Source organism: Paraburkholderia nemoris (genome assembly GCF_905221015.1).
GTDB classification, from domain to species: Bacteria; Pseudomonadota; Gammaproteobacteria; order Burkholderiales; family Burkholderiaceae; genus Paraburkholderia; species Paraburkholderia nemoris.
This window is the reverse complement of sequence record NZ_CAJNBO010000001.1, coordinates 201,089-224,897: the sequence shown is the minus strand read 5'-3', so window position 1 is coordinate 224,897 and position 23,809 is coordinate 201,089. Positions and strand designations below refer to the sequence as shown.

Here is a 23,809-nt window from a genome sequence, read left to right as displayed (position 1 = left end):
TCCGCTATGCGTTCACGCGATCAACTTGAGCGGGCCGGATAGCGGCACGCTCGGCGCGAGCTGGTTGTTGACGATGGCGAGATCGAAGCGATGCTTCTGCCCCTTCACCCATTGGCCGCCTACCAACGGCGTCTTCGCGACGTTCTTCACCGGTCCGCTGCCCCACGCGACGTGACCGACCAGCGTGTCGAGCTTCGTCGCTGCCACTGCGTCGCGGATCGATTCGTTAGAGTCGATATCTTTCGCGCGCTTTAGCGAATCGACGGCGATTTCGAACAGCGCATGCGCAAAGCCGATCGGCTGCGTCCATTGCTTCGACGTGATGCGCTCGTAGTCGTCCGCGACTTGCCGCGCGCTTTGTCCCGTCAACGACGACTTGAACGGATGCGAAGGCGACCACCACACCTCGGTGGAGAGTCCATCGCCGAGATCGCCGAGCGCTTCGATCGAAGTGGGAAACAGCAGAGCCTTGCCGATCGAAATAACCTTGGGCTTCAGTCCTTGCTGACGCGCCTGCACGAGGAAGTTCTTCGCGTCGGGGGGAATCACGACGCCAGTCACGATCTGCGCATTCGCCTGCTTGAACGACGAAATCTGCGCAGAGAAGTCCTGCGTCATGCTTTGGAAGCGACCCGGGTCCTTCAGCGTGAAGCCCTTTTGTGCGAGCACGGGCGGGAAGCCAAGCTTCGCGTCACCCCAGGCGTTGCCGTCTCCATCGTTCGGGAACAGGCCGCCGACGCTGTGATTGGTCTGCACCGCTTGCCACATGCCGGTGTAGACGGTGATCACGTCCTCGAGTCCCCAGAAGAAGTGATAGGTAAAGCGGAAACCTTTCTTCGGATCGCCCTTTCTGCCGAAGAACCAGGGCTGCCACGGCACCACCGTCGACACGCAGGGCATCTCGTTCAACTCGCACGCATCGCTGACCGGATTCGCAGTCTCGGGCGTACCGGAGACGAGCATGATGTCGACCTTGTCCTTGAGGATCAGATCGTTGGCGACTTCGCCGGCGCGATTGGGGTTCGACTGGCTGTCCTTGACGACGATCGATACCGGATAGGTTTTGCCGCCAATCACGATGCCGTTTTTCAGCGTCGTCTGCATCTGCTGGATCGTGAAGCGGTCGGCCTCACCGAACGGCGCGAGCGGGCCGGTTTGCGGCGATACGTAGCCGATTTTCAGCGTGCGCGGGCCGGCGGCGAAGACGAGCGGCGAGAATGCCGAGGTTGACGCGGCGAGCGCGCCGCCTGCGGCGAGTGTGACGAAGCGGCGGCGCTTCGCATCGAAGGAATATGCGTCCATGGTTGTCTCCTGAATTTTTTTGTATGAGTGGGGGCGTTCGTGCTAATCCGGCCGTCTGCCTTCTAACGCCGCTTCCAGCAGCGCGCGTAGTGGTATTCGTTCGATCGGCCGCGGATTCCAGTACGGATTCTTCAACGCGAGATCGAGCGCGAGGTCGAGATTGCTCGCGCTTAAACCGATGTCTTTCAGCGCGGTAGGCGCGCCGTTGTCGCGTGCGAGATCGAATACGCCTTGCGCGGCGTCGTCGGCATGCAGCGCGTGTGCGATACGCTTCATCGCCCCCGGTGCGGCCTCACGGTTATAGGCGAGCACGTGCGGCAACACGATCGTGTGCGTTTCCGCGTGCGGCAGATTGAACGTGCCGCCGAGCGTATGGCATAGCTTGTGGTGCAGCGCCATGCCGACGCTGCCGAGCACCGCGCCGCACAGCCACGCACCGTAGAGACAGTCACCACGGGCAGCGAGATCGTCCGGTTTCAGCATTACCCGAGGCAAACCTTGGCCGAGCGCACGGATACCCTCTTCCGCCATCAACTCGATGATCGGATTCGTGTCCTGCGCGTAGAGTCCTTCGGCCGCGTGGGCGATTGCGTTGATGCCGCTCGTCAGCGATAACGCGGGCGGCAGCGACGTGGTCAACGACGGGTCGTAGATCACCGTTCTCGGCAATACCCGCAGATCGCGGCCGGTTTTCTTGATGCCGTTCTCGGTGAGGCCGTAAATCGGCGTCATTTCGGAGCCTGCGTACGTGGTCGGAATCGCGATGATCGGCAACGATGTTTCGAGTGCGATCGCCTTGCCGAGTCCGGTCGTCGAACCGCCGCCTATCGCGATCGCGCAATCGGCGCCGACCTGCGTGGCAAAGTCGCGGGCCGCGCGAGCGGTTTCGATCGGGACGTGCATCACGGCTTCGGCGTAGACGCCCGCCGCCCGCGAGCCAAGACTTGCCGCCAGCGCTTCGGCCTGGGCACGCTGCTGTGGCGTGGACAGCACAATCGCGCGCGTGGCGCCGAGCAACCCGATCTCGCGATCGAGCTGGTCGAGACTGCCCGCACCGAAGATCACGCGTGACGCGAGGCCGTTATAGACGAACGATTCCATGGCGGTTCAGCGCGGGTAGTAAGGCGGAATCTGCGCATCCACGTTGACCCAGACCGACTTGGGCTGCGTGTACTCGCGCATCGCTTCGAAACCCATCTCGCGTCCGTAGCCGCTCGCGCCCACACCACCGAACGGTGACGCGGGGCTCACGCGCTTGTAGCAGTTGATCCACACCATACCGGCGCGAATCTCGCGCGCCACGAGATGCGCGCGTTGCAGGTCGCGTGTCCAAAGACCCGCGCCGAGACCGTATTCGGTGCCGTTCGCGATCGCAAGCGCTTCTTCGTCCGTGCGGAATGTGGTGACCGTCATGAACGGACCGAACACTTCTTCCTGCGACACGCGATGCTCCGGCTTCGCTTCGACAATGGTCGGCTCGACATAGCAGCCATTCGCCAGTGCGGCATCATCCGGCGCCTTGCCGCCTGCCAGCACGCGGCCACCCTGTTCGCGTGCGACATCGACGAACGACAGCACCCGGTCGCGGTGCTGACGCGAGGTGAGCGGGCCCATTTCGGTCAGTGGATCGAGCGGATTGCCGATCCGGATCGTGCGGCTCAACGCGGCGAACTTCTCGAGCACTTCGTCAGCGATCGATTCATGCACGATCATCCGCGAACCGGCGATACACGCCTGCCCCTGGTTGTGGAAGATCGCAAACGCGGAGCCTTGCACAACGGCATAGATGTTCGCGTCACCGAACACGATGTTCGCGCCTTTGCCGCCGAGTTCGAGCTGCACCTTCTTCAGATTGCCGCTCGACGCCTGCACGATCTTGCGTCCGATCGCAGTCGAACCGGTGAAGGCAACCTTGCTGATCTCCGGATGCTCGGCGATGTACTGACCCGCCACATGACCGAGACCCGGCAAGATATTGACGACACCCTCCGGAAATCCAACCTCCGCCATCAGTTCGGCGATGGCGAGACTCGAGAGCGGCGTGAGTTCAGCGGGCTTCATGATCACGCAATTGCCTGCCGCAAGCGCCGGCGCCATCTTCCAACTCGTGAACATCAGCGGAAAATTCCACGGCACCACTTGCCCCACAATGCCGACCGGCTCGCGCGTCATGTAGTTCAGAAAACCCTGCTCGACCGGAATTACCGAGCCTTCGAACTTGTCGGCCATGCCGCCGAAATAGCGGAATGTTGCTGCCGTGCGCGGTACATCGAGATTGCGGGTGTCGCGAATCGGGTGCCCGGTATCGAGCGATTCGAGGCGCGCCAGTGCATCGGCGTTTGCTTCGATTGCGTCGGCGAGTTTGAGCAGCAAACGCCCCCGCTCCATCGCGGCGAGATTGCTCCACTTCGGAAACGCCGCCTTCGCTGCCGCCACGGCGCGGTCGACATCGGCGGGTCCGGCCATCGCGACTTCGGCAATCACCGAGTTGTCGTGCGGATTAAGGGAGGCGAGCGTTTCGCCGTTTGCAGCCGGCACGAAGCGGCCGCCGATGAAGAGTTGCGTTTGCATGTCAATCCCGCGCAAGTAAAACTTTGGACGTAACAATCCCCGCGGCGCCAGCGGTCTGGCGCCGTTCGATCGACGATCGGAGGGAATGTCTGAGAGTTAGATCTGGATCGGATACGGCGGCAGTTCACCGCTTTCGTAGCGCTTCGGCAGATCGGGCGTGGCGTTCTCCCACACCAGCAGCATCGAGCGTTTCTGCGAGTAGCCCTTGTGGCGGATATCGGCCGGCATCGCGGCGATATCGCCCGCGTTCATCGTGATGCGGGCACGCGGCTCGCCGCTGTCTTTATCGGCGACGTCCCAGATGATCTGGTCGGACAGTTGCAGGAACCACTCGACGCGGTCGTTGCCATGAAACACCGGCAGCACGAATTCCTCGGTGGTCGGGCAGAACAGGCTCTGCTGGCAGACCGACGTGACCGACGGATTCCACGTCACGTCTGAGCGAGACAGGTACTTGAAGAGGCTGAACGCATGCAACGCGCTCTCAAATCCTGGCTCTGCATGAATCTCGGGTTCATCCTGAACCACATCGGCGAACTGGCGATTGACCGGCAAGTCGTCGCGCAACGGCGAATCGCCTTCGAGGCCGGGCATACGCTTCGTGGCGATCCGCGTGCGCTCGATCGCGGCGATGTTGTCGCCATGTTTCGTACCGAACGCGGAGCCGGTTTCTTCAGGCGCGGCGAACGGATCGAAGCCTTCGTTGACCCAGTCCCTCAGAATCGCCTTGAACGTGGCCATGATGAGCGGCGTGTCGAACCGCTGCATATGATCGACGCCGGCTTCCTTGAAACTCGCGTTGTACGCACCGGCATACATGTCGACCTTGCCGTAGTGATTGCGCGTACCGATCACTTCGTCGAAGTTGACCCAGCCGTAGAAGAAGCCCCACGCCACATCGCGCATCATGGCGCGCAGGAAGTCGTCGGCATGCATCTGGTGCGAGCGGAGCTGGCCTTTCGCGGGCCATTTGACGGTGGCGAAATAAGCGTCGCGGCTGAATTCGAAATCGCCGAGACGGAACGTGCGATAACCGCTCACCGCGTCGGCCTCGCTCGCGGTGACGTTTTGCAGGGTGCTGGCTTTGTCCATGATGGGCTCCAGGAGAGGATCGATCGGGTAGAGGGAATCAGTGGATGCAGATGTCGGCCCACTTCTCGACCGAATAGCGCCCGAGGATCGTCTGCACGAGCAGCACGCCTTTCGTCCTCGCTTCGAAGCGATACGCGGCGCCCGCGGGCAGCAGGGCCTGATGACCGCGACGCAGCCGCACATAACCCATCGACTGGCCCGACGGTTGGCCTTCGAGCCGCACGCTGCCTTCGGTCTGCGCATCGACCAGCGGACCGTCCGACGGCTTGATGAAATAGATGTCGATCTCGCCGTCGAGCACGACCGCGAATTCATCGTGCGACGCAGCAAACCACGGTGACGAACCTTCCGCGCGCAGTGTTTCGATTACGTACTTGAGATTCTTGCCGACGACGACTTTCTCGTAGGGCGCGGCGCGGCTCGCGACGTCGAACACGTTCGACATCGCGTAGTGCTCCGGTTTGCCCTTGATGATTTCGATGGAGCCTTTGCGGAAATTGTCCAGGCTACCGAACCAGGTCTCTTGCATGTCTGCCTCCAGTTGATCTACGAATCCGCGAATGCGTTGCTTGGATCGAAGATTAAGTGGCTGCAGGCGCAACAGCAATGATCTGAGGGTCGGGAAACGCGAACCATGGGTGCTTCAAAATCGCGCCAGGGAAACTACCTGGTGGGGAACCCGCGGGGTTTTCCGATGGTTCGCCGGGGGTTCTCAGTCTTCGGCCAGCTCCTCGCCGACGCTTTTGGTCTCGTCGTCCGCCGGTGAAATGCCGAGCGCCTTGTCCCACTGCGGTTCGCGCAGATAGCGGGCGCGCAGGAAGTCGACGAAAGCCTTGACCTTGGTGGTCGAGCGGTGCGAGGCGGGATAGACCGCCGACAGCCACAGCGGCGGCGCCGCGTACTCCGGCAACACGCGTTCAAGGCGCCGTTCGAGCAGATCGGCCGCGGCGACCATCGTCGGCAAATAGACGACGCCCGCACCGGCCCGCGCGAACTCGAGCAGCAGGTGCACGCTATTGGTTTTGAGCACCGGATTCAGCGCGATTTCGAAGCACTCGTTACCGCGCATCAGCGGCCACTTGTCGCCCCATGGGTAGTACGAATAACGGGCGAAATCGTGCCGCAACAGGTCAAGCGGCGTTTCGATCACCGGCTCTTCCTTCAGATAACCGGGCGCGGCGCACAGCACGCCACGCACGGGAAAGAGACGCCGCTCCACCAGCAGGTTGGAAGCCGGCGGATAGATCTGCAAAGCCAGATCGAAGCCTTCCTGCACCGGATCGATCACCCGGTCGTTGACGGTCACGACGAATTCGACGCGTGGGTAAGCGGCGCGGAATTCGATCAGCGTTTGCGAGAAATGCCCAAGCGCGAAGCCTGGCAAAACGTGGATATTGAGCGTGCCGGCGAGCGCCTGGGGATCGCCGCGCGAGCGTCCGGACAGATCGTGGACCTTGTTGACCAGTTCGGCGCATTCACGGTAGTACGTTTCGCCGAGTTCCGACAGGCGCACTGCCCGCGTTGAACGATGAAAAAGCGGCACGCCGAAATGGTCTTCGAGTTGCTTGACGCGCGAGGTCACCACCGATTTGGCCACGCCCAGCTGGCGCGCGGCACCGGCAAAGCTCTGCGCTTCCGCCGCCCGCACGAACGCTTCCATCGACATGAACAGGTCCATCTTGTCTCCTCCGGTCTCTGTGGCCCGTAGTCTGCCTTGCTTACGGCAAGTGTAGTCTGCTTCGGGATTCTGGACGCGGCAACGGCAACTGGAACTAACGGAGCGTGAAGACAGTGCGGACCTGGCTATCGCTGCTTTCCCAATGCTGGTTCAGATCCGCAAGCGGCACGGCCTCGGTTGCAATCTGAAGTCCTGCAGGTACCGTTGCATCGAGCACTTCTTTTACCGCATGCAGGAGACGAGGCAAAGTCACGCTGCCGATTCCGCTGCCCAACAGGGTGATCGCCGTCGCGCGCAGCACAGCTGCCGGTAAGACGATATCGGCACCGCTAATCGCTCCGATCTGGACAAAGCGGACCGGATAAGCGTCAGCCGATGCTTTTGCGGCAGCGATCAACAACGACCTTGCGCTAGGTCCCCACAGATAATCCAGTACGACGTCCACCCCCTGGCGAAAATGCGATTCGAAGGCGCGGCTCAGGCTGCTTTCATCCTGCTCCAGCGAGATCGTGAAATCGGCACCGGCACGTTTGAGCGATTCGAGGCTGGTCGGATTACGCCCTGTCGCGATGATTCTTCCGGCGCCGAGATGCTTCGCGATCTGCACAGCAAGTCGCCCGGAGGCGCCTGTTGCGCCGTTGACCAGCACCGTCTCGCCTCGCACAAACCTGGCGCGCTCGGTCAGTGCGGCCCAGGACGACATGCCCGGAATCGCGATAGCGGCCGCTGTGACATCGTCAAGCGCAACGGGTAGCGGAATGCAGTTTGCCTCGGGCACGAGGGTGCGTTCCGCCAGCGCGCCGAACGGCGCGTGCGGGGCGAAGAAATAGACACGTTGGCCGTCTTCGAGACGCCCGGTTCCATCGACGCCTGCAACAAACGGGAAGGCACCCGACGCCGAGTAATGCGAGCCCGCGGCCTTGCTGCGGGTAATCCGGCTCAACGCCGAAGCGGTGACGTCGATCAGATGATGGCCAGCCAGCGCATTGGGACGATCGAAGTCTTCGTAAACGGGCGGCTGGCCCGCTCCTTTGACAACTGCAGCTTTCATGAAAATTCCTCGAATAGAAGACTGAACCGGTGCACCAATCAATGTGCGTCGAGCCAATTGCGCAGCGAAACATCACGGATCTCGAGCACCTCGAAGAGTCCTATTGCGCGCAGTGCAGGCAGTCCTTCGACAATGTCCGCCTCGGCATGGGCACGCGCCTCTTCACTGGCGCCTTCATCAGTCCAGATACGCGCACTGGCGAGAAAAGCCGCGACGGTGCCCTTGCGGACCGTCGTGCCGTTGAAGTCGACCTGGTCGACGTGATCGGGAAGAATCTGGTCTGCTCGCATCGCACTGCACTCCGGTCGTTAAAAGAACAAAACCAGTGTAGTCGTGCAAAAGCGGCCCGTCTCCGGTATAAAGGCCATTCCATACGGCGATTCGGCCATGACTTCTTACCTCATTCGTCCCGATCTCGTAACCTCGCCGGAAGGTCCCTATCTCGCCGCGGCGGAGCTGACGCAAAGCGAAGCGCGCGCGACGGCGCCACATAGTCACGCACGCGGACAGCTCATGGGCGCGCTGAGTGGCCTCGTCTCGGTCGGACTCGACAAGCAGCAGTGGGTTGTTCCCGCGATACACGCGATCTGGATTCCGCCGCATTGCGTCCACTCCGTGCGGTCGTATGGCCCGTTCTCAGGGTGGAGCGTGTTTATCGCTGAAGAAAGGTGCGCGCCTTTACCTCGTGAACCTCGCGCGATCAGGACGGCCCCCTTATTGCGAGAAGCCGTGCGGCGCGCCGCGACGTGGCCGGGTATCGAGCTCGACGAGGCGCAGACGCGCATTGCGGACGTCATCGTCGATGAACTGGCCGCAGCGAAAGAGGAATCGCTGGGTCTGCCGAGTCCGGAAGATCCGCGGCTCGTCCGGATCACCGACGCGTTGGCGAGCGATCTTTCGGATAATCGCCGCCTCGAAGAATGGGCCGCGTGGGCCGGCGTCGCGCCACGTACGCTGAGCCGGCGTTTCGTAGCAGAGACCGGCCTGACGTTCGCGCAATGGCGTCAACAGGCCCGCCTGCTTCGAGCGCTCGAGCTCGTCGCGGATAGCCTGCCTGTCACGACGATTGCGCTTGAACTCGGCTACGACAACGTCAGCGCATTTATCGACATGTTCCGGCGTGTGATGGGGACGACGCCAGGGCGATACGCAACGGCTGCGAATCCAGACGATAGGGTCGACATCTGATTCATGAGGGGCGTCCACACCAAATCGCCCTCAACGAACCTTCTTCGCAGACGCCATTCAGCTTTTCAACGCGGCATTAAACACCGGCGCGAGCCCCGTGTTGTCCAGCAAGCTGCTGAATTCACCGAGCCGTTTGTGCAGATACGCCGGCACATCGACATCCGCGTAATCGTAGAAGCCACGCGCATCGCGCAGACCATCGCGGCATTCACGCATGTTGTCGCTGACGATCGCGGCGGGCAGGAAGCGTGGATCGATCGCCCGCGCCAGATAGTGCGACGCATAGTAGAGAATGTCGCAGCCGCCCCAGTCGATAAATTCGAGCAGACCCAGCACGGAAAACCGCAGACCGAAACCGGTACGGATAGCCGTATCAATGTCTTCCGCGCTGGCAACGCCCTCCTCGACCATGCGCGCGGCCTCGTTCATCGCCAGCGCCTGGATGCGCGGCACGATGTATCCCGCCGACGGCGCGCACACCACCGGCACCTTGCCGACCCGGCGCAGCAAGTCGACCACGCGCTCAACGGTCTCTTTCGCCGTGGCATCGCTACGACTGACTTCGACGAGCGGCATCAGGTGAGCCGGGTTGAGCCAATGTGCGTTGAGAAGCCGCCCGGGATGCACGACCACCTGCTGAAGCTCGGTCACAAGAAACGTCGACGTGGTCGATGCAAACAACACGTCTGTCCCACCGTGCTCGCATAGCCAGGCGAACGCGACCTGCTTGGCTTCCATCACTTCCGGCACGGCCTCGAAGACGATCTCGGCTTCGGCAAGCCCTTCCCGCGCGCGCTCACGATCCACGATAGCGATGCGCGCCATCGTCTCCGCAGCCTGCGTGTCGCTGATGCGGCCCAACACCACCAGCGTCTGCAACTGCCGCGCGATCTCGCCACGCGCGGCCGCCGCAAAAGTGCTGCGGGTTGCCGGCTCGCGCTCCTTGAAGTCGATCAGCGTGACGCGCAAGCCGGCATAAGCGAAGGCAAGCGCGATGCCTTGCCCCATCCGCCCCGCACCGAGGATATGAACGTGCTGGATGTCGACGGCCGCGCTCATTGGTCGAAACCCCGTTCGAGCAAGGCCGTCATCGCCTCGCGAGAAAGCGAAGCAAGGCCTAGCCGTTCGAGCGTGCGGCCTTCGCCGTAGAGGTCGCGCTCCGACACCGCGCTCGCCAGATTCAGCAGACCTTCGGCGACGGGCGTCGGCACGCCGGCCCAGCGTCCCGCCGAAACAAGAAATGACAAACCGAGCCGCGTATCTTCGAGCATATAGCGGTGCGTCTTCAGATCGATGTCCTCGCGCCAGTCGCCGCTATCGGTCAGCTTGCCATGCGCACCGCGGCCGTACATCCACTCGTCGCCCTCGCTCGCGTAATGATCGGCGAGCGGAAAATGCGGCGCGCCGTAGCCGAGGGCCTCGCGTACCGCCATACGTTCGGCGTCGAGCACGCTCGTCACGCGGCGGATCGACGGTTGCGTGCCTTCGTTGTGGATGTCCCAGGCGTCGAAGTGCTCGAGCGGTCCGGCGTTCATCATGATCAATGGCGGGTGGATCACCGGCCCCGCGTTCATCAGGGCACCGCTCAACGCGTCCTCGATCGGTTCGACCGACGGATAAGCCGCCTGCAGCACCGGAACCGCCCACGTCGCAAACCGTGCGGGAAAGACGCCGCTCGGCAGGCGCGTGGCGTACGCGCTCACCACCACATTGTCTTCGCCATGTTTGCGTGCGAGGTACGGCAACGTGCCGGTCTCCGCGAAAGCCACCTCGTGCGCGTTGCCCGCCTCGTGCATCGCCTTCGCGAACACATAGCTGCCGAACGTGCCGGGCGGCAGGAACACCACCTGATGGTCGGCGAGAAATGGTGCCAGTTGAGCCGCCAGCGCTTCGTGCGTCGTTGAAGGCAGCGGAATCACGATGAGCGCTGCGCCCTCCACCGCTTCCGCAAGGTCGTCGACGAGACGGATCGCACCCGGCTGCTCGCCGATCGGCACCCGCCGCTCGCCGCGGAAGTCCTTGACCTTGAGCGAGCCGAGTTCGCGCAGCCGCGCCGCGGCGACCGTATCGCGGCGCCACCACGTCACGTTATGGCCTTTTTCCAGCATGTCGATCACGGCCGCATAGCAGCCATGCCCCCCGCCCAGTACGCTGACATTCATCACACTTCTCCTTGTTCGATGATCGTCAGACTACGGGGTCGCCGGCACAAAGACGCTTCACCGCGCGCAAGCCGCATTCAAATCCGGCAACTCAATGAGAACGCCGTCGCGCGTCTGATGAACAATCGCGCTATCCGGGTCGATCCGTTCTTGCGCGAAAAAAATGGCCATCGCATGATGAGCGCGCTGCCCGCTCCCCGCTTCGAGGCCCATGAATGGAAATCGCGATTTCACGCAGAAACCGTAACCGTCTGATCGCATCGCACGCCCGCGAGGATATCGAGCGGGAAGTCTCCCAGGTGCTCTGTCCGCACCGGATGGAAGTCCCGCACCGTGGCCCGCTCAACGCCGAGCTATACGGCGTCGCGCTCCATCAGGCGATGCTCCTCGAACTGCACTACGGCAGCGAAACCCATATCGACGCCGGCGACATCGGCAATCACTACCTGTTTCGCACCACACTCAGCGGCCAATGCGCGCTGGAATCGGGCGGCGAACGTGTTTCGCTGCGGGCCGGGAGCCTGAGCGTGTCATCACCCGCACGTATGAGCCGCATCGTCACGGATCGCGAATGCCGCAACCTGCTCTTGCGGATCGACCGCCAGGCACTCGAGGTCAAGCTTGCTGAGATGTTGAACGACAGCGTCAAACAACCGCTCGTGTTCGATCTCGCTTTCGATAATGCTCACACGGGCACCACGGTTTTTTTGTCGACCCTGCGCTACCTGTGCAATCTGTGCGACCAGTTCGACGAACCCGCGCAGGAACGGATCTTCGGCCGCGATCTCACGCAGTGGCTGATGACTGTTCTGCTCAGCCAGTTGCCGCATTCGTACAGCGCGACGCTGGCCCGTGCCTCCTCTTCGCCACTGCCGGTCCATGTGCGCCGCGCGCGCGACTATATCGACGCCCACCTCGACGAGCCGCTGCGGATGGACGCCCTGGCGCGCGCAGCCGGTGTGTCGACGCGTACGCTGCAGAACGGTTTCAGCCAGTTCCTCAATACGTCGCCCGGGGGCTATATCCGCGAACGGAGGCTCGAAGCCGTGCACCGCGCACTACAGACGCAGTCTGAACGGTCGGTGACCGATATTTTCATCGAGCACGGCGTGCACAGCTTTGGGCATTTCGCCAAGGCGTACGCGCGGCGCTTCGGCTGCCTGCCATCGGCCACCGCGAAGCGCATGGTGCGCAACTGACTCCCATGCAGACCGATCCCGCCAATTCCACTGATCCTGCCGATTCCACTGCTTCCGTCTCGCACGAACATGACCCGTTGTCCTTCGCAGAGACCGCCGGGGCCCCGCGCGTGCGGGACCTCGATCTGAACCTGCTGAAGGCATTTCACGCGGTGTACATCGAGAAAAACGTCGGCCGTGCGGCGTTGCGGCTGGGAATCACGCAGCCTTCCGTGAGTCACGCGCTTGCCCGCCTGCGGCTCGTGTTTCGCGACGCGCTGTTCGTGCGTACGCCCGGCGGTGTCGAAGCGACGCCGCGCGCGCAGCGCCTCGCGATTTCCATCGATCGCGTGCTGGAGATTCTCCAGGACATGCTCGATGAAGGCGCACAGTTCCGCGCGGCCACGTCGCGCCGCGTGTTCCGCCTGCATATGAGCGACTTCGCCGAAGCCGCGTTTCTGCCGACGCTGATGCGCGAACTCGATACGCGAGCGCCCGGTGTGGTGATCGAAACCCATCAGATCGACGACAGCCAGTTCAACGTCGCGCTCGAATCGGGCCGCATCGACTTTGCGCTCGGGCATTTCCCGCATGCGTCGAGCCACTTTCACCATAGCGAACTGCTGCAGGAGCGTTATGTGCTGCTGATGGCGCGGCGCGTGGCGGAGCAGTTCGAACTGCGGGAAGGCTATACGTTGAATGCGAACGTGCCCGCGGGGCTGCACTTCATCGCGGTCACTTCTCACCCGCAATCGGTCGAACTGCTCGAGCGCTATGGGCTCACCTCGCGCGTGCGGATTGCCGTGCCGAACTTCATGGTGGTGCCGGCTATCCTGAGCCGCTGCGATTACGCGCTGATTCTGCCGCGCACCGTTGCGCGCGCGTTCTCCACGCTCGGTGAATCGGCCGTGTTCGAGCTCGAAGATGCGCTCACGTGGCCCGTGAACGCGTACTGGCATCGCCGTTTCGATACCGATCCCGGCCACCGGTGGTTGCGCGGCGTGCTCATGGAACTGTTCCGGATCGGCGCCCGTGAGCCTTTCGACAGCTGGCTCAGCGCGCCGCTCGATCTCAATCCGGAAGGCGTACGTAGCGCCTGAACGCGTCGGGAGAGACCCGCCGGTTCACCAGCGGGTCAGGTGGATCGGCCGCCTAGAAGGCCGTCATGATGCCGGCCACCACCGAGCTCGCGGTCGCACCAGCCTTCGCCACCGACACCCCGCCACCCGCCGCGCCGTTGACCGTGAAGTTCGCGTGCGCGCCGTTGCGGATCATCGCTGCGCCCGTATAGAGCACGGTGCGCTTCGAAAGCGGATAGTCGCAGCGCACGCCAAACGAATCTGCATTGCCTTCGCTGTCGGCCACTTTGCGGTAGTGGCCGTAGCTCAGCAATATCAGCGAACGGCCCACTGGCACGGTGGCGTCGAGTTCGAACAGATCGTTGTGCGGATTCGAACTGGCGGCGTTCACGCTCGTCGTGACGTCCGGCCCGCCGCGATGCCGTAGATAGATGAAAGCCGGTTTGACGAAGCCAAAGTCGTACGAGATTGCCCCAAGCGCGTAATTGCCAGCGGCCGTCGGACTGTTCGCGTTCAGTGCCGCCGCGCTCGCCGGACTGAAGGTCTGCTGCATGTAGTCGGCGTCGATCGACAGACTGCCGTTCACGTAGTTAACCGAGGCGCCATACGTATCGCCCAGCGTCGAAGGAACGTTCGATGCCCCATTCGCTCCGCGCGCGGCGATAGCCCGCACCAGCACGCCGCCCATACGGGGCGAGGAATAGCGTATCGAGTTGTTCACGCGCAGAAAGGCAGGCCCGACGAAGTTATTCGCCGCATTGCCCCATGCAAGGCCGGCGCCGTCACCCGGCAAGCTGTAGGTCACGAACGACGTATGCAGCACCGTGTAATTGACACCCGCCTGCATCGCGCCAAACGGACCCGACAGCCCGACCCACGCTTCGCGTCCGAACAGCGCGCCGTTGTTGCCGAGCGTACCGTTGGTCGAGTTGAAGCCGTTTTCGAGCTTGAAGATCGCGCGATAGCCGCCGCCGAGATCTTCACTGCCCTTCAAACCGAATTGCGTCGCGAAGATATCTCCGCTACCCATGCGCACCACGTGGTTGGGGCCGAAATTCGCGTATTCGATCGACGTGTCGATCCGTCCGTACAAAGTCACGCTCGATTGCGCAAGCGCGGGTGCCGCTGCGAGGCTCAGCAGCGACACGCACCACATCCGTTTGGTCATTCCCTTAGTCCCGGCGAAAGTCTGGTTCTAACTGCCGCGCGGATTTGCCGTCGCGACGCTCGTGTTTTCCGTCTTCTCCAAAGCCTTTCGTTTGATGGAGCGGAAAACGAAGCGAGTCTAGGAACACCAATTTCGAGCGTCGATTAATGCACACATATAACACTTATAGACAGCGCGAATGAGGTGGGCCGCGCACCGTACGACGGCCTCTTGCGCCTTACTGGACAAGCCTTTCCGGCCTCCTCCTGGGGAAAACTTTAGCGGCCCAGGGGAATCTCGCCGTGTGTGCGCAGGCCTTGCGTATATGTTTCAGAAATTTGTTTACATACGCTGCTTCGCAACCTCATTGAAACCTCATCGCAACTTCGTCGAATATCAGGCACAGGAGAACCGGCATGGCCGTATCAACGAGCAATAACCCTGCACGCAGGCGCTATACGTACGAGTGGTACGTGGTCCTGATCTGCATGCTTGCGTATGTGTTTTCCTTCGTCGACCGGCAGGTTCTCGCGCTGATGATCGAGCCGATCAAGAAGGATCTGCATCTAACCGACACGCAGTTCAGCTTGCTGCAAGGCTTCGCGTTTTCGCTCTTCTACGCGGTGATGGGCATGCCGCTCGCCTACCTCGCCGACCGCTTCGCCCGCCCTCGCATCATCGCGATAGGCATTGCGTTATGGAGCCTCGCCACCGCGGCCTGCGGCGTTAGCCAGAACTTCATTCACATGTTCCTTTCCCGCATGAGTGTCGGCGTGGGCGAAGCCGCGCTGTCGCCCGGAACGTATTCGATGCTGAGCGACTACTTTCCGAAGGAGAAACTGGGACGCGCGGTGGGCGTGTACTCGCTGGGTTCATTCATCGGCGGCGGGATGGCATTCCTGATCGGCGGATACGTGATCCATCTGCTCAAGCAGATGACGACGATCAGCGTGCCGCTTCTCGGCGACGTGCGTTCGTGGCAACTCACGTTCTTTATCGTCGGATTGCCGGGCTTTCTCGTTGCTTTGCTGTTTATCCTCACCGTGCGCGATCCGGCGCGTCGAGGACTCGTGCGGGATGGCGCAGGCCAGGCAAAGCGCGTGTCGATGGGCGACTCGCTGCGCTTCATCGGGACGCATGGCAAGACATTCACCTGCCACTACCTCGGCTTCTCGTTCTATGCGATGACGCTGTTCTGCCTGATGAGCTGGACGCCCGCGTTCTATATCCGCCACTTCGGGCTCACGCCGGCTGAAGCCGGGTACACGCTCGGCACGATCCTGCTGGTTGCGAACACTATCGGCGTGTTCTGCGGCGGGTGGCTCAACGACTGGCTCATGAAGAAAGGCCGCACGGACGGCCCGATGCTCGCGGGTTTCATCGGCGCGGTTGGGATGCTGGTGCCAGCTGTTGCTTTCACACAGGTCGATAGTCTGAATGTGTCGCTTGCGCTGCTGGTCGTCGCGATGTTCTTCGCTTCGTTCCCGATGCCTACGTCGACCGCAGCGATGCAGACACTCGCGCCGAATCAGATGCGTGCGCAGATTTCAGCGGTGTTTCTGCTGGTTTCCAATCTCATCGCACTTGGGATCGGAACGACGCTCGTCGCGTTGCTGACCGACAAGGTGTTCGGTTCGCCGAAAGCGGTTGGTGATTCGATGTCGATCGTTAATCTTGTTGCCACGCTGCTGGCTGCAGGGTTGTTGTGGTTGGGGTGCAAGCAGTTCCGGTTGAGCCTTGCGCGTGTGCAGGGGCAAACGGGTTCGACGGCGACGGCCGGCGCACATCACGACGGCGCAGAGGCCGCGCATGCCGGCGGCGTTACGCCGCTCGTGGGACAGTAAGTCTTCGCTGCTTCTGTCTTAATCCATCTCTTTGCGCTATCCGCTGATGGAAGAACCGCCCGCTTTCGAGCGGTTCGGCATTGGACGGCAGGCGGCGAACTAAAGCCGTCCGCCGTCCCGATGGTTAGTGGTGCACGGGAGCTGGCTGTTCGTCCGCGTCATCTTCTTCGTTTGTCGCGGATTTGGCCGACGTTTGTTTGGCCGGGCTGGGGTTCGTGGCTGCCGGTGTTTCCGTCGTCGCTATTTGTGACGCCTCTGCGAGAAGACGCGCTGCACGGCTCGCGGTGATGCGGCTTTGTGGGATGCCCTTTGCATCGAGCGCGATCACCTGGTATAGCTCACGGTCGCACTCAAGTTCGCGATGATATTGCTCTGCGGTGTCGACGAGCAATTCAAGCATGGTCTGCTGGCGCCGTCTTTCATCGCTCGTGATGGCAGGATTCCTACACATTGAGGACGCAAGTGTGATCAATGTGTTGAGTTGGCTCAACTGCCGGTCGCAGAGGGCGAAGGTAGAAAGCGCGAGCTTTTCGTACTGGAGCGCGTCGACTGGCGGGCGTGACACGGGTTGGGATTGTTTTGTAGGTTTGTTGCTCATGGTGCGACCTCCCTGGTACTTCTTTGATCGCCCGACACTCGCTTGCTTGGGGAAGTGGGTGAGCGGGCACGTGGCGGGTTTGGAAGACCGGGATACAAACGAACCGGCGAGCCTTGCGGCTCCCCCACCACGGCCCGCCCATTGGAATATAGACGTGCAGAGGTAGACGCACGACCCGCGCGAGCGGGTGTGCGGTTTGTATCGCAGGCTTCCACACCTGGCCGCCGGGTGTTTCCCAACGGCTTGATGATTATAAATCAAGGCAGCCGCGTAGCGATCAACCAGGCAGGCTAAGTGTTTGCGTTTGGCCGATTGGATGAGGCATCGGCGGCGGTTGGCGGGTTGGCGTGAACTCGGAGACCTTAGAGGACGCGGGCGACTAGTGTGCTGCATCCACTGGGAGAATCCGCCGGGTGTAACGGACGCGCCCCCGCCAAGTTGATCGGCAATTGTCGGCCGAAGCCGACTCACATACGGTCGACTCGTGTTCTGGGTGGTCGTCTGCCCGTTTGGGCCATTAATGAAAATATGATGGCCTCTAAAAAGCTTTTTTACTGGTTGAGTGTCGCATCAACCGTCATTGGATGATTTTTGCGCACTATCCACCCCTTGAGAAGGCGCCGGCGAACGGGGATGTCGTAGATTTTCTCGGCAATGCTGGCAAGAGCAACCACCGTCAGCAGCAAGCCTGCGCCGACCCAGGGTGTAGCGTGGGGTCCGAGGTGCTCGATGTCGCCAAACATAAGCTGGAAAAAGGCGCCAACCGGCACATGCAGCACGTAGACGCCGTAGGAAACCGCTCCAAAAAATAAAAATACCTTACGAACCTTGCGCGACGGTTCAACGGCCGCGGCGACCCAGACCAACACCGGAGATACGAAGAGCGCGATGGAAAAGATGAATACCGTGCGGAAAATATCGGGGATAGGCAGGCAGAAAAGCAATATGAAAGCCGCCACCAGTGCGATTGCAAGGACGTTGCTGGTCTTTCGTCGGGCGGCGCGAAACCGGAACAGGAGAATACCTGTCGAGAAAGAATACGCAATGCGTAGCAATCCGACGTAGCTGCCGGCGAGAATCCATCCGGCGCTTAGAGGCTTGCCATGAATGCCCTTGGCGATCAGCATCACACCAGACGCTGCGACGAGCGTAAGCAGCACTCGGGTGGAAAGATACTTGAAAAACACTGCGTAGCCAGCGTTCGCCAGGAGTTCGAAAAACAGTGACCACGAGGGATAATTCAAGGGGTACAGGACCCTTTCGGCATAGCTGAGCGGATAGAAGATTCGCATCACGAGAGGACATGGGAGCATCAGCAGGCCAAGAGGGAGTGCTGAAGTCACGAGGTGCCAATCCGAACGAGGTAGCCGCCATAGCAGACCCGCGGTTCCGAGTAGTGTTCCGAGCGCATAAAGAGGATATAGCCGGATAAGCCTGAGTCTCATGAACCGAAGCGGACTGATGTCGCCACACGAGAGCTTTTCTTCGTAGGCACTTGCAATAACAAATCCGCTCATTACGAAGAACAGGTCGACCATCAGGTAGCTGTTTTCGACATATACCGGACGAAAGAAGCCAGGAAAATGGTACATGACGACGAGCATCGCCGCCACACCTCGTAGACCGTCCAAGGTCGAGTACTTGTCCGACGTGGTTCGCATGCCCATATGCCCCTTTGCCCGATACACCGTTCAATCGCGAGACAGTGCCCAACATCACTACATAATCCATGCAGCACTCAGCTTCGCCCTGTGCGTGGCTTGAACACCCATTGCAGACCCTCGACCGGGCTGTCGCTCGCCGCATTAGATTGTAGGAAGACTTGACAGAGAGGCTCGGTGGGTTTGCGAACACTTGAGCGCCTTAGTCTTGTCCTTTAACCGCCCTGCCATTGTCGTGACGGAAACGGGCGACCGTCTTGAAGTCGGACATCAATCGCCAGGGTTAACCATTTAGGGTGGGTATTGGTTTGGGCCTCGCGCTCGGACGTCGCGTAACTCCTAACGGCGTCTACGGGCCGCCGCGTTTATGTGGTCTGTGACGCCGCTTCGGTATTCTTAAGGGACGGTCGCACGTCACGAACAGCGCGGGCGTGAGTGTCTGCAAGTGGCCTTGGATTCAACCGGTCGACGCAATACCCTAGGCTGCCTGAGCCGCGCGTTTTCACACGGCCTCGGCCGACGTCGGCCGGGCGTCGAAAAGGAAGAAACGCTCGCCCGATAAAGCCTACGCGGCAGCCGGATCGCTGACGAGGTCGTGTCCATTTTCGAGGCGCCCCGTGAAGCGGCGCAGAAACGCCGGATGGGTATCGACTGTCACCGTGAAGTCGTACCAGTTGCCACTTGCAGATACGGACCACGTGTTGCTCACGCTGCCGGCAGCCGGCACGGAAACCGTCAGGAGACTTTTCTCGGTGCGATAGGCATTCGATCTGACCGTAAACCGGCACGCCACACCGCCTGAATTTCGCATGCTTATGCAGACCGCGTTATTGGTGATGTCGTAGCTCAAATCGATTTCGGGCTCCGCTGTCTTCAGACCCGGCCTTCTGGCGAGATCGCCACGAAAGATTCGCAGGAAGCCGTTCGCACCATGCAGCGCTATCGAATACTTCGTGCCGTTGAGCTGGGATTGGGTCCAGCTGTCGGAGAGTTGCGTGCCGGGGGCGAGCGCGTATCGGCGCGGCGTGCGGGTACCCTGTGTGAGGTCGTAAGCGGAAAACGCTGCGCCTGCTTTCCCGCTGTTGACAAGCAGAAGCGAGAACGTGCCTTTGCTCGCATCCACAACCCCCTTCGCGTGAAACTCATAAGGCAATGCCCGCGAGGGACGTGTGCCGGGCTCCTGTTTCGGCATGGACTGCACTGCTGGAACTGTCGGTGGCGGCAGCGAACTGCATTGCAGATTGGCACTCGCAACGTAGGCGCTCGTATCGGGTAACGCAGGCCAGCTCGAATCCGGATTGTTAAAGTTGAAAGCCGATGTCAGGTCGCCACAAATCGACCTTCGCCATGCGCTGATGTTCCGGCAATGAACCCGGAACCGTCGTTCGATAAACTGAATAATCGATGTGTGATCGAACACTTCCGAACAGACATAACCGCCTCTCGACCACGGCGAGATCACCGTCATGGGCACGCGAAATCCGAGCCCGATAGGCAGACCGTCATAGAGTTCACCATTCGTCGCGACGGTCGTCCTTCCCTCCGCGTCGTCGCCAGGTGGCGTGGGCGGCGGCACGTGATCGAAGAAGCCGCCTTGCTCGTCGTAGTTCAGAAGGAAGACAGTACGCGACCAGACCTCGGGGTTCGCCGCCAGGGCCGCCAGCAACCTCGCGCTCAGGTCCTCACCTGCTTGCGGGTGATAGTTCGCGTGCTCGGACAGCGCCGTCGGTGCGATTAGCCACGACACCTGTGGCAGCTTGCCGGACGCGACATCCGCCGCGAAAGTCTGTGCGATGTCGTCGACCGTCGCCATACCCTTCCGGTACAGCACGCTTGTCGGTTCGGCCGATTTGAAGTTGTGAAATAGCGCGAGAGCGTTGTCGTCGAAATTGTCGGTTTGCTGATAGACGCGCCAACTGACGCCAGCAGCCTCGAGCATTTCGGCGACTGTCTGCCACTTGAATCCCTGGGCCGGCTCCGCGTTGTCCAGTGCCGGTTCAAAGCCCACTGAAAGACCGCTGCTGCCGCTGAACAGGTGCAACCTGTTTGGGTTGGTCTGCGTGAACGTCGACGCATAGTACTGGTCGCAGATCGTGAAGGCGTCGGCGAGCGCATAGTAGAACCGCAAATCGTCGCGCGAAAAGTAACTCATGCCGAGGCCCGGCAGGCGAGCCGTATTCCACCCGTTGCAGAGACCCTTGTTCCACATCGCGATGTCGGTCAGGTAGCTCATCGAGGGCGCTTTCGCGCAGGTCGCGCTGGTGGTCGCCGTGTTCATATGGAATGGCAGGATATAGTTCGTGCTCGTCGGTTGTTTCCAGACCGGATCGCCATTGGGCAATCGGATTGCCATTCGGTCGTTGAAGCCGCGCACGCCGCGAAGCTTGCCGAAGTAGTGGTCGAACGAGCGGTTCTCCTGCGTGAAGATCACGATGTGCTGGACGTCGTCGATCGTGCCAGTCGTTTTTTTCGGCGGAATTGCCAACGCTTCCCGGACCCAAGCCGGAAACAGTGTCGCAGCCATTGATGCGCCGAACGAGCTTGCCGTCATGCGCAAGAAATCACGGCGTGATCCAGCGGGCTCGCTGTTGCTTTCCCCGGCCGGAGATGCCGGCTCCCCCGATAATTTTCGGTGACGTCCCCTATCCATCGCACCACCCGCTTAGTTATTACGCGCCGAGGCCCACGACGGTCCGGCGCTGGGCAGCATCCGCTCCCCGTTTTGCCCTGGGTAACCAGGATCGAGCAGCACTTGACCCGCGATTCTTCAACCGACGCTATAGATCGGGCATCGTGCAAGCCTCTTGAGGCTAACGCCATTATCTTAAGGAAACCTGATGTCACAGCAGCTCGCGAGAAGTCCTCGTTAAGCCTTCAGCTAATGCGCCTGTCGGGAAATATTCTTACAGACAGACTTATTGCTGCTCACCACGCATTCAATGATGAACGCTCATCGCCGGGAACGACCATGCTCTTGCTCAAGCGTCTGATTGCGTTATCGGTTTTTCCGCTGGCCGCATGCGCGCTCGGCCCCTCTGCTTCCGTCGACACCGGGTTCGGCGCCTCGCCGCCCATTGTGGCGCCGCACGAAACGTTGATTTCCATGGTGAACATCGCGCCCGTTCAAGGCCGCCCCACTGGTTTTATGCCCACGACTCCCAGTGGGTTCATGGTTACCGAGTTTGCCAGCGGGTTGGCACATCCGCGCTGGCTATACACGTTGCCGAACGGAGATGTACTGGTCGCGGAAAGTGACGCGCCAGAAGAACACGATGAAGGAAGTGGCCTGTTCGGCTGGATCCGGCGGCAGGTCATGAAGCGCGCGGGGGCTGGCATGCCGAGCCCTGATCGCATCGTGCTTTTACGGGATGAGGACGGTCAATGAGCGGGACGACCTCGGCAACAACCTCGTTCTGGATTACATGACGGCGGTAAGAGACGGCGCCTTCTATGGTTTCCCCTACAGCTATCACGGCCAGCACGGCTCATGGAATCGCAAACCGCGTACGGGATACAAGGTGGTGTTCGTGCCGTTTGTCGATGGGAAGCCGGTTGGACTCCCTGAAGATTTTCTCACCGGTTTCTGACGCCGGATGGTCGCGCGGTAGGACGGCCTGTTGGCGTTGCGTTGGATGCGCGCGGCGGTTTGCTCGTAGCGGACGATGTCGGCAATGTTGTCTGGCGAGTCACGCCTAGTCGCGACATCGCCTCGGTGCACCTCCAATCCACCGGCAAGTGATCTGATCTTGTTTCGGTCGCAAAGGCGCAAGGTCGCGAGGTTGGTTGGACATTTGGGACCGAACACGGATCGCCCAGATTTCCGGGGTAGATTGTCAGATTCCACGCTTGAATCCGCGCATGGCATCACCGCCAGCGACGATTACTGTCTGACAATATCTAAAGCGCGACGCACACATGCCCCCACGCAAAAGCGCATGTCCTTGTCGCCTATGCGCGCAGCTCTGGTCATTGGGTGCCGAAGCATTACTGGCCCTTGATGGGCCGGACCCGGAAGTTCGAAGCGAGGCGGCGAACCAGCACTACTGAGTCGATCCGAATTTCCGTGATCGACCCACTTCCGCCCTTCGAGCTAACGCACCTTCAACGGCCGCTTCCAAGTTACAACGGTCGCTCCTACGCATCCGGGATTTCGATTGTCCCTTCAAGATATTGAACAGCCTGACCAGAGATATACACCCGGTCGTCTTCGACGCGGCAATGAAGTAACCCGCTGCGTCGTGACACCTGCATGGCCACGAGTTCTGACCTACCCAAACGGTCGGACCACAATGGCGCAAGCGCCGCATGAATCGATCCGGTAACGGGATCTTCATCTCCGCCATTGGCAGGCCAAAAGTAGCGGGACACAAAATCATGCTCGTCTCCGCGCGCTGTGACGACGACATCGAGCGGACCAAGTGTCGACAGCAGATTGAGTTCGGGTACGACGGATCGTACCTCTTGTTCCGTTCCGTAGATGGCAACATACGCTTGCTGGTTTATCAGCACTTCTTGAGGCCGTATCGAAAGCCCCAGGATCAAGTTTGCGGGTATTTCGTTCAGTTGTTCGGGTCGGCGCTGTGGGAAGCTCATTTCGATCTGACCGTCATGCGTATGGCAAACGGCAAGCCGACCGACCGCTTTCGCAACAAATTCGATGACTTCCAAACCATCACATCGCTTGAAGATTACATATGCACTCGCCAGAGTGGCATGACCACAAAACGCGATTTCGGTAAGTGGAGAAAACCAGCGGATGTCGAACGCGCCATCGGCATTCTTCACGAAGAATGCCGTTTCGGACAGGTTGTTCTCAGCAGCGATTGCCTGCATCAAACTATCGGGCAACCAGCGTTCAAGTGGCACCACCGCAGCGTAGTTGCCCCTAAATACCTTGTCCGTAAATGCGTCAATCTGATAGATCGGTAGTTTCATGAGATGTACCTGTTCAAAGCGGGAAGTTAGTCAGCGTTTGCGGTGTTATTCGTAGACAACGATATCAGCCCGCTAAGCTGGCTAACATGTACAGATTACGATGCTCGGCACGAAAAGCGACCGTTCACTTGGGCCGACGATACAGCGAACGTATCTGAACACGAAGGTCCGTTGTCTACGGTCTTGCGGACCTTCAACCGCTTGTACGAAACGCTAGCAATTGACCGAAAGTGGCCGGATCACTGACTCATGCAAACGGCGTGGACTGCCCGAATCTCACACGGCCGTGATCGGCAGCACGCGACCCGACGCAGACGTTCGAC

General features: G+C 60.8%; 20 protein-coding genes and 1 pseudogene. 5 read left to right on the top strand and 16 right to left on the bottom strand.

The features are described 5' to 3' along the window. Nucleotides 1-12 precede the first annotated feature (12 nt). From KHO33_RS01015 to KHO33_RS00980, 8 genes are all read right to left on the bottom strand, one after another. Nucleotides 13-1,302 carry an ABC transporter substrate-binding protein gene (locus KHO33_RS01015; RefSeq protein WP_200562011.1) on the bottom strand — a complete coding sequence of 430 codons (1,290 nt, stop codon included), beginning with the start codon at nucleotides 1,300-1,302 and terminating at the stop codon, nucleotides 13-15. A 42-nt stretch (nucleotides 1,303-1,344) separates the two neighbouring features. Then, a complete protein-coding gene (locus tag KHO33_RS01010; protein ID WP_200562013.1) occupies nucleotides 1,345-2,403 on the bottom strand; it encodes a maleylacetate reductase in 1,059 nt (352 codons plus the stop codon). Between the two features lie 6 nt (nucleotides 2,404-2,409). Then, nucleotides 2,410-3,873 (bottom strand): aldehyde dehydrogenase family protein, encoded by a 1,464-nt coding sequence (locus tag KHO33_RS01005; RefSeq protein ID WP_200562014.1) that lies wholly within the window; start codon nucleotides 3,871-3,873, stop codon nucleotides 2,410-2,412. A gap of 96 nt (nucleotides 3,874-3,969) precedes the next feature. Beyond that, the gene (locus tag KHO33_RS01000) at nucleotides 3,970-4,965 is read right to left on the bottom strand and encodes a hydroxyquinol 1,2-dioxygenase (protein WP_200562016.1); all 996 of its coding nucleotides are present in this window, start codon (nucleotides 4,963-4,965) and stop codon (nucleotides 3,970-3,972) included. Between the two features lie 37 nt (nucleotides 4,966-5,002). Continuing rightward, the gene (locus KHO33_RS00995) at nucleotides 5,003-5,494 is read right to left on the bottom strand and encodes a cupin domain-containing protein (protein ID WP_054041289.1); all 492 of its coding nucleotides are present in this window, start codon (nucleotides 5,492-5,494) and stop codon (nucleotides 5,003-5,005) included. Nucleotides 5,495-5,677: 183 nt separating this feature from the next. Next, on the bottom strand, nucleotides 5,678-6,643 hold the full coding sequence (locus tag KHO33_RS00990; protein WP_200562018.1) for a LysR family transcriptional regulator: 966 nt from the start codon (nucleotides 6,641-6,643) through the stop codon (nucleotides 5,678-5,680). A 94-nt stretch (nucleotides 6,644-6,737) separates the two neighbouring features. Next, entirely contained in the window at nucleotides 6,738-7,694 is a 957-nt protein-coding gene (locus KHO33_RS00985) for a quinone oxidoreductase family protein (RefSeq protein ID WP_200562020.1), read from the bottom strand. A 38-nt stretch (nucleotides 7,695-7,732) separates the two neighbouring features. Further along, complete coding sequence (locus tag KHO33_RS00980) at nucleotides 7,733-7,984, bottom strand: hypothetical protein (RefSeq protein WP_200562022.1); 252 nt, start codon at nucleotides 7,982-7,984, stop codon at nucleotides 7,733-7,735. Between the two features lie 97 nt (nucleotides 7,985-8,081). On the opposite strand from KHO33_RS00980, the gene KHO33_RS00975 reads away from it, so the two are divergent. Beyond that, a complete protein-coding gene (locus tag KHO33_RS00975) occupies nucleotides 8,082-8,882 on the top strand; it encodes an AraC family transcriptional regulator (protein ID WP_200562024.1) in 801 nt (266 codons plus the stop codon). Nucleotides 8,883-8,939: 57 nt separating this feature from the next. Here the strand turns inward: KHO33_RS00975 and KHO33_RS00970 are convergent, their stop codons facing one another. From KHO33_RS00970 to KHO33_RS00960, 3 genes are read right to left on the bottom strand one after another with little or no spacing between them, the layout of a single operon-like run. Next, entirely contained in the window at nucleotides 8,940-9,941 is a 1,002-nt protein-coding gene (locus tag KHO33_RS00970; RefSeq protein ID WP_200562025.1) for a 3-hydroxybutyryl-CoA dehydrogenase, read from the bottom strand. Further along, complete coding sequence (locus KHO33_RS00965; RefSeq protein ID WP_200562027.1) at nucleotides 9,938-11,044, bottom strand: NAD/NADP-dependent octopine/nopaline dehydrogenase family protein; 1,107 nt, start codon at nucleotides 11,042-11,044, stop codon at nucleotides 9,938-9,940. Before KHO33_RS00965 ends, KHO33_RS00970 begins: the two co-directional genes overlap by 4 nt. Nucleotides 11,045-11,101: 57 nt before the next feature. Then, complete coding sequence (locus KHO33_RS00960) at nucleotides 11,102-11,257, bottom strand: hypothetical protein (protein ID WP_200562029.1); 156 nt, start codon at nucleotides 11,255-11,257, stop codon at nucleotides 11,102-11,104. Between the two features lie 2 nt (nucleotides 11,258-11,259). On the opposite strand from KHO33_RS00960, the gene KHO33_RS00955 reads away from it, so the two are divergent. After that, the gene (locus tag KHO33_RS00955; RefSeq protein WP_093645137.1) at nucleotides 11,260-12,243 is read left to right on the top strand and encodes an AraC family transcriptional regulator; all 984 of its coding nucleotides are present in this window, start codon (nucleotides 11,260-11,262) and stop codon (nucleotides 12,241-12,243) included. Nucleotides 12,244-12,248: 5 nt separating this feature from the next. Continuing rightward, nucleotides 12,249-13,322, top strand: a complete 1,074-nt coding sequence (locus tag KHO33_RS00950) for a LysR family transcriptional regulator (protein WP_128576730.1) — start codon at nucleotides 12,249-12,251, stop codon at nucleotides 13,320-13,322. 52 nt (nucleotides 13,323-13,374) lie between these two features. Here the strand turns inward: KHO33_RS00950 and KHO33_RS00945 are convergent, their stop codons facing one another. Beyond that, nucleotides 13,375-14,469: a porin gene (locus tag KHO33_RS00945; protein WP_200562031.1), complete on the bottom strand. Its 1,095-nt coding sequence runs from the start codon at nucleotides 14,467-14,469 to the stop codon at nucleotides 13,375-13,377. A 395-nt stretch (nucleotides 14,470-14,864) separates the two neighbouring features. On the opposite strand from KHO33_RS00945, the gene KHO33_RS00940 reads away from it, so the two are divergent. Then, the gene (locus KHO33_RS00940) at nucleotides 14,865-16,292 is read left to right on the top strand and encodes a spinster family MFS transporter (protein ID WP_200562033.1); all 1,428 of its coding nucleotides are present in this window, start codon (nucleotides 14,865-14,867) and stop codon (nucleotides 16,290-16,292) included. A 124-nt stretch (nucleotides 16,293-16,416) separates the two neighbouring features. Here the strand turns inward: KHO33_RS00940 and KHO33_RS00935 are convergent, their stop codons facing one another. The 3 genes from KHO33_RS00935 to KHO33_RS00925 form a co-directional block, all read right to left on the bottom strand. Next, nucleotides 16,417-16,890: a hypothetical protein gene (locus tag KHO33_RS00935; RefSeq protein ID WP_054041303.1), complete on the bottom strand. Its 474-nt coding sequence runs from the start codon at nucleotides 16,888-16,890 to the stop codon at nucleotides 16,417-16,419. Nucleotides 16,891-17,441: 551 nt separating this feature from the next. Continuing rightward, entirely contained in the window at nucleotides 17,442-18,551 is a 1,110-nt protein-coding gene (locus KHO33_RS00930; RefSeq protein ID WP_200562035.1) for an acyltransferase family protein, read from the bottom strand. Nucleotides 18,552-19,116: 565 nt separating this feature from the next. Further along, nucleotides 19,117-21,201, bottom strand: a complete 2,085-nt coding sequence (locus KHO33_RS00925) for a phosphocholine-specific phospholipase C (protein ID WP_200562037.1) — start codon at nucleotides 21,199-21,201, stop codon at nucleotides 19,117-19,119. Nucleotides 21,202-21,519: 318 nt separating this feature from the next. On the opposite strand from KHO33_RS00925, the pseudogene KHO33_RS00920 reads away from it, so the two are divergent. After that, a pseudogene (locus tag KHO33_RS00920) lies at nucleotides 21,520-22,290 on the top strand (hypothetical protein). A gap of 395 nt (nucleotides 22,291-22,685) precedes the next feature. Here the strand turns inward: KHO33_RS00920 and KHO33_RS00915 are convergent. Continuing rightward, on the bottom strand, nucleotides 22,686-23,486 hold the full coding sequence (locus KHO33_RS00915) for a PhzF family phenazine biosynthesis protein (RefSeq protein ID WP_054041312.1): 801 nt from the start codon (nucleotides 23,484-23,486) through the stop codon (nucleotides 22,686-22,688). Nucleotides 23,487-23,809 lie beyond the last annotated feature (323 nt).

What these genes read in the sequence shown, in the direction of transcription:
- KHO33_RS01015 (WP_200562011.1), bottom strand. Translation starts at nt 1,302, where the DNA reads ATGGACGCATATTCCTTCGATGCGAAGCGCCGCCGCTTCGTCACACTC.
- KHO33_RS01010 (WP_200562013.1), bottom strand. Translation starts at nt 2,403, where the DNA reads ATGGAATCGTTCGTCTATAACGGCCTCGCGTCACGCGTGATCTTCGGT.
- KHO33_RS01005 (WP_200562014.1), bottom strand. Translation starts at nt 3,873, where the DNA reads ATGCAAACGCAACTCTTCATCGGCGGCCGCTTCGTGCCGGCTGCAAAC.
- KHO33_RS01000 (WP_200562016.1), bottom strand. Translation starts at nt 4,965, where the DNA reads ATGGACAAAGCCAGCACCCTGCAAAACGTCACCGCGAGCGAGGCCGAC.
- KHO33_RS00995 (WP_054041289.1), bottom strand. Translation starts at nt 5,494, where the DNA reads ATGCAAGAGACCTGGTTCGGTAGCCTGGACAATTTCCGCAAAGGCTCC.
- KHO33_RS00990 (WP_200562018.1), bottom strand. Translation starts at nt 6,643, where the DNA reads ATGGACCTGTTCATGTCGATGGAAGCGTTCGTGCGGGCGGCGGAAGCG.
- KHO33_RS00985 (WP_200562020.1), bottom strand. Translation starts at nt 7,694, where the DNA reads ATGAAAGCTGCAGTTGTCAAAGGAGCGGGCCAGCCGCCCGTTTACGAA.
- KHO33_RS00980 (WP_200562022.1), bottom strand. Translation starts at nt 7,984, where the DNA reads ATGCGAGCAGACCAGATTCTTCCCGATCACGTCGACCAGGTCGACTTC.
- KHO33_RS00975 (WP_200562024.1), top strand. Translation starts at nt 8,082, where the DNA reads ATGACTTCTTACCTCATTCGTCCCGATCTCGTAACCTCGCCGGAAGGT.
- KHO33_RS00970 (WP_200562025.1), bottom strand. Translation starts at nt 9,941, where the DNA reads ATGAGCGCGGCCGTCGACATCCAGCACGTTCATATCCTCGGTGCGGGG.
- KHO33_RS00965 (WP_200562027.1), bottom strand. Translation starts at nt 11,044, where the DNA reads ATGAATGTCAGCGTACTGGGCGGGGGGCATGGCTGCTATGCGGCCGTG.
- KHO33_RS00960 (WP_200562029.1), bottom strand. Translation starts at nt 11,257, where the DNA reads ATGGGCCTCGAAGCGGGGAGCGGGCAGCGCGCTCATCATGCGATGGCC.
- KHO33_RS00955 (WP_093645137.1), top strand. Translation starts at nt 11,260, where the DNA reads ATGGAAATCGCGATTTCACGCAGAAACCGTAACCGTCTGATCGCATCG.
- KHO33_RS00950 (WP_128576730.1), top strand. Translation starts at nt 12,249, where the DNA reads ATGCAGACCGATCCCGCCAATTCCACTGATCCTGCCGATTCCACTGCT.
- KHO33_RS00945 (WP_200562031.1), bottom strand. Translation starts at nt 14,469, where the DNA reads ATGACCAAACGGATGTGGTGCGTGTCGCTGCTGAGCCTCGCAGCGGCA.
- KHO33_RS00940 (WP_200562033.1), top strand. Translation starts at nt 14,865, where the DNA reads ATGGCCGTATCAACGAGCAATAACCCTGCACGCAGGCGCTATACGTAC.
- KHO33_RS00935 (WP_054041303.1), bottom strand. Translation starts at nt 16,890, where the DNA reads ATGAGCAACAAACCTACAAAACAATCCCAACCCGTGTCACGCCCGCCA.
- KHO33_RS00930 (WP_200562035.1), bottom strand. Translation starts at nt 18,551, where the DNA reads ATGCGAACCACGTCGGACAAGTACTCGACCTTGGACGGTCTACGAGGT.
- KHO33_RS00925 (WP_200562037.1), bottom strand. Translation starts at nt 21,201, where the DNA reads ATGGATAGGGGACGTCACCGAAAATTATCGGGGGAGCCGGCATCTCCG.
- KHO33_RS00915 (WP_054041312.1), bottom strand. Translation starts at nt 23,486, where the DNA reads ATGAAACTACCGATCTATCAGATTGACGCATTTACGGACAAGGTATTT.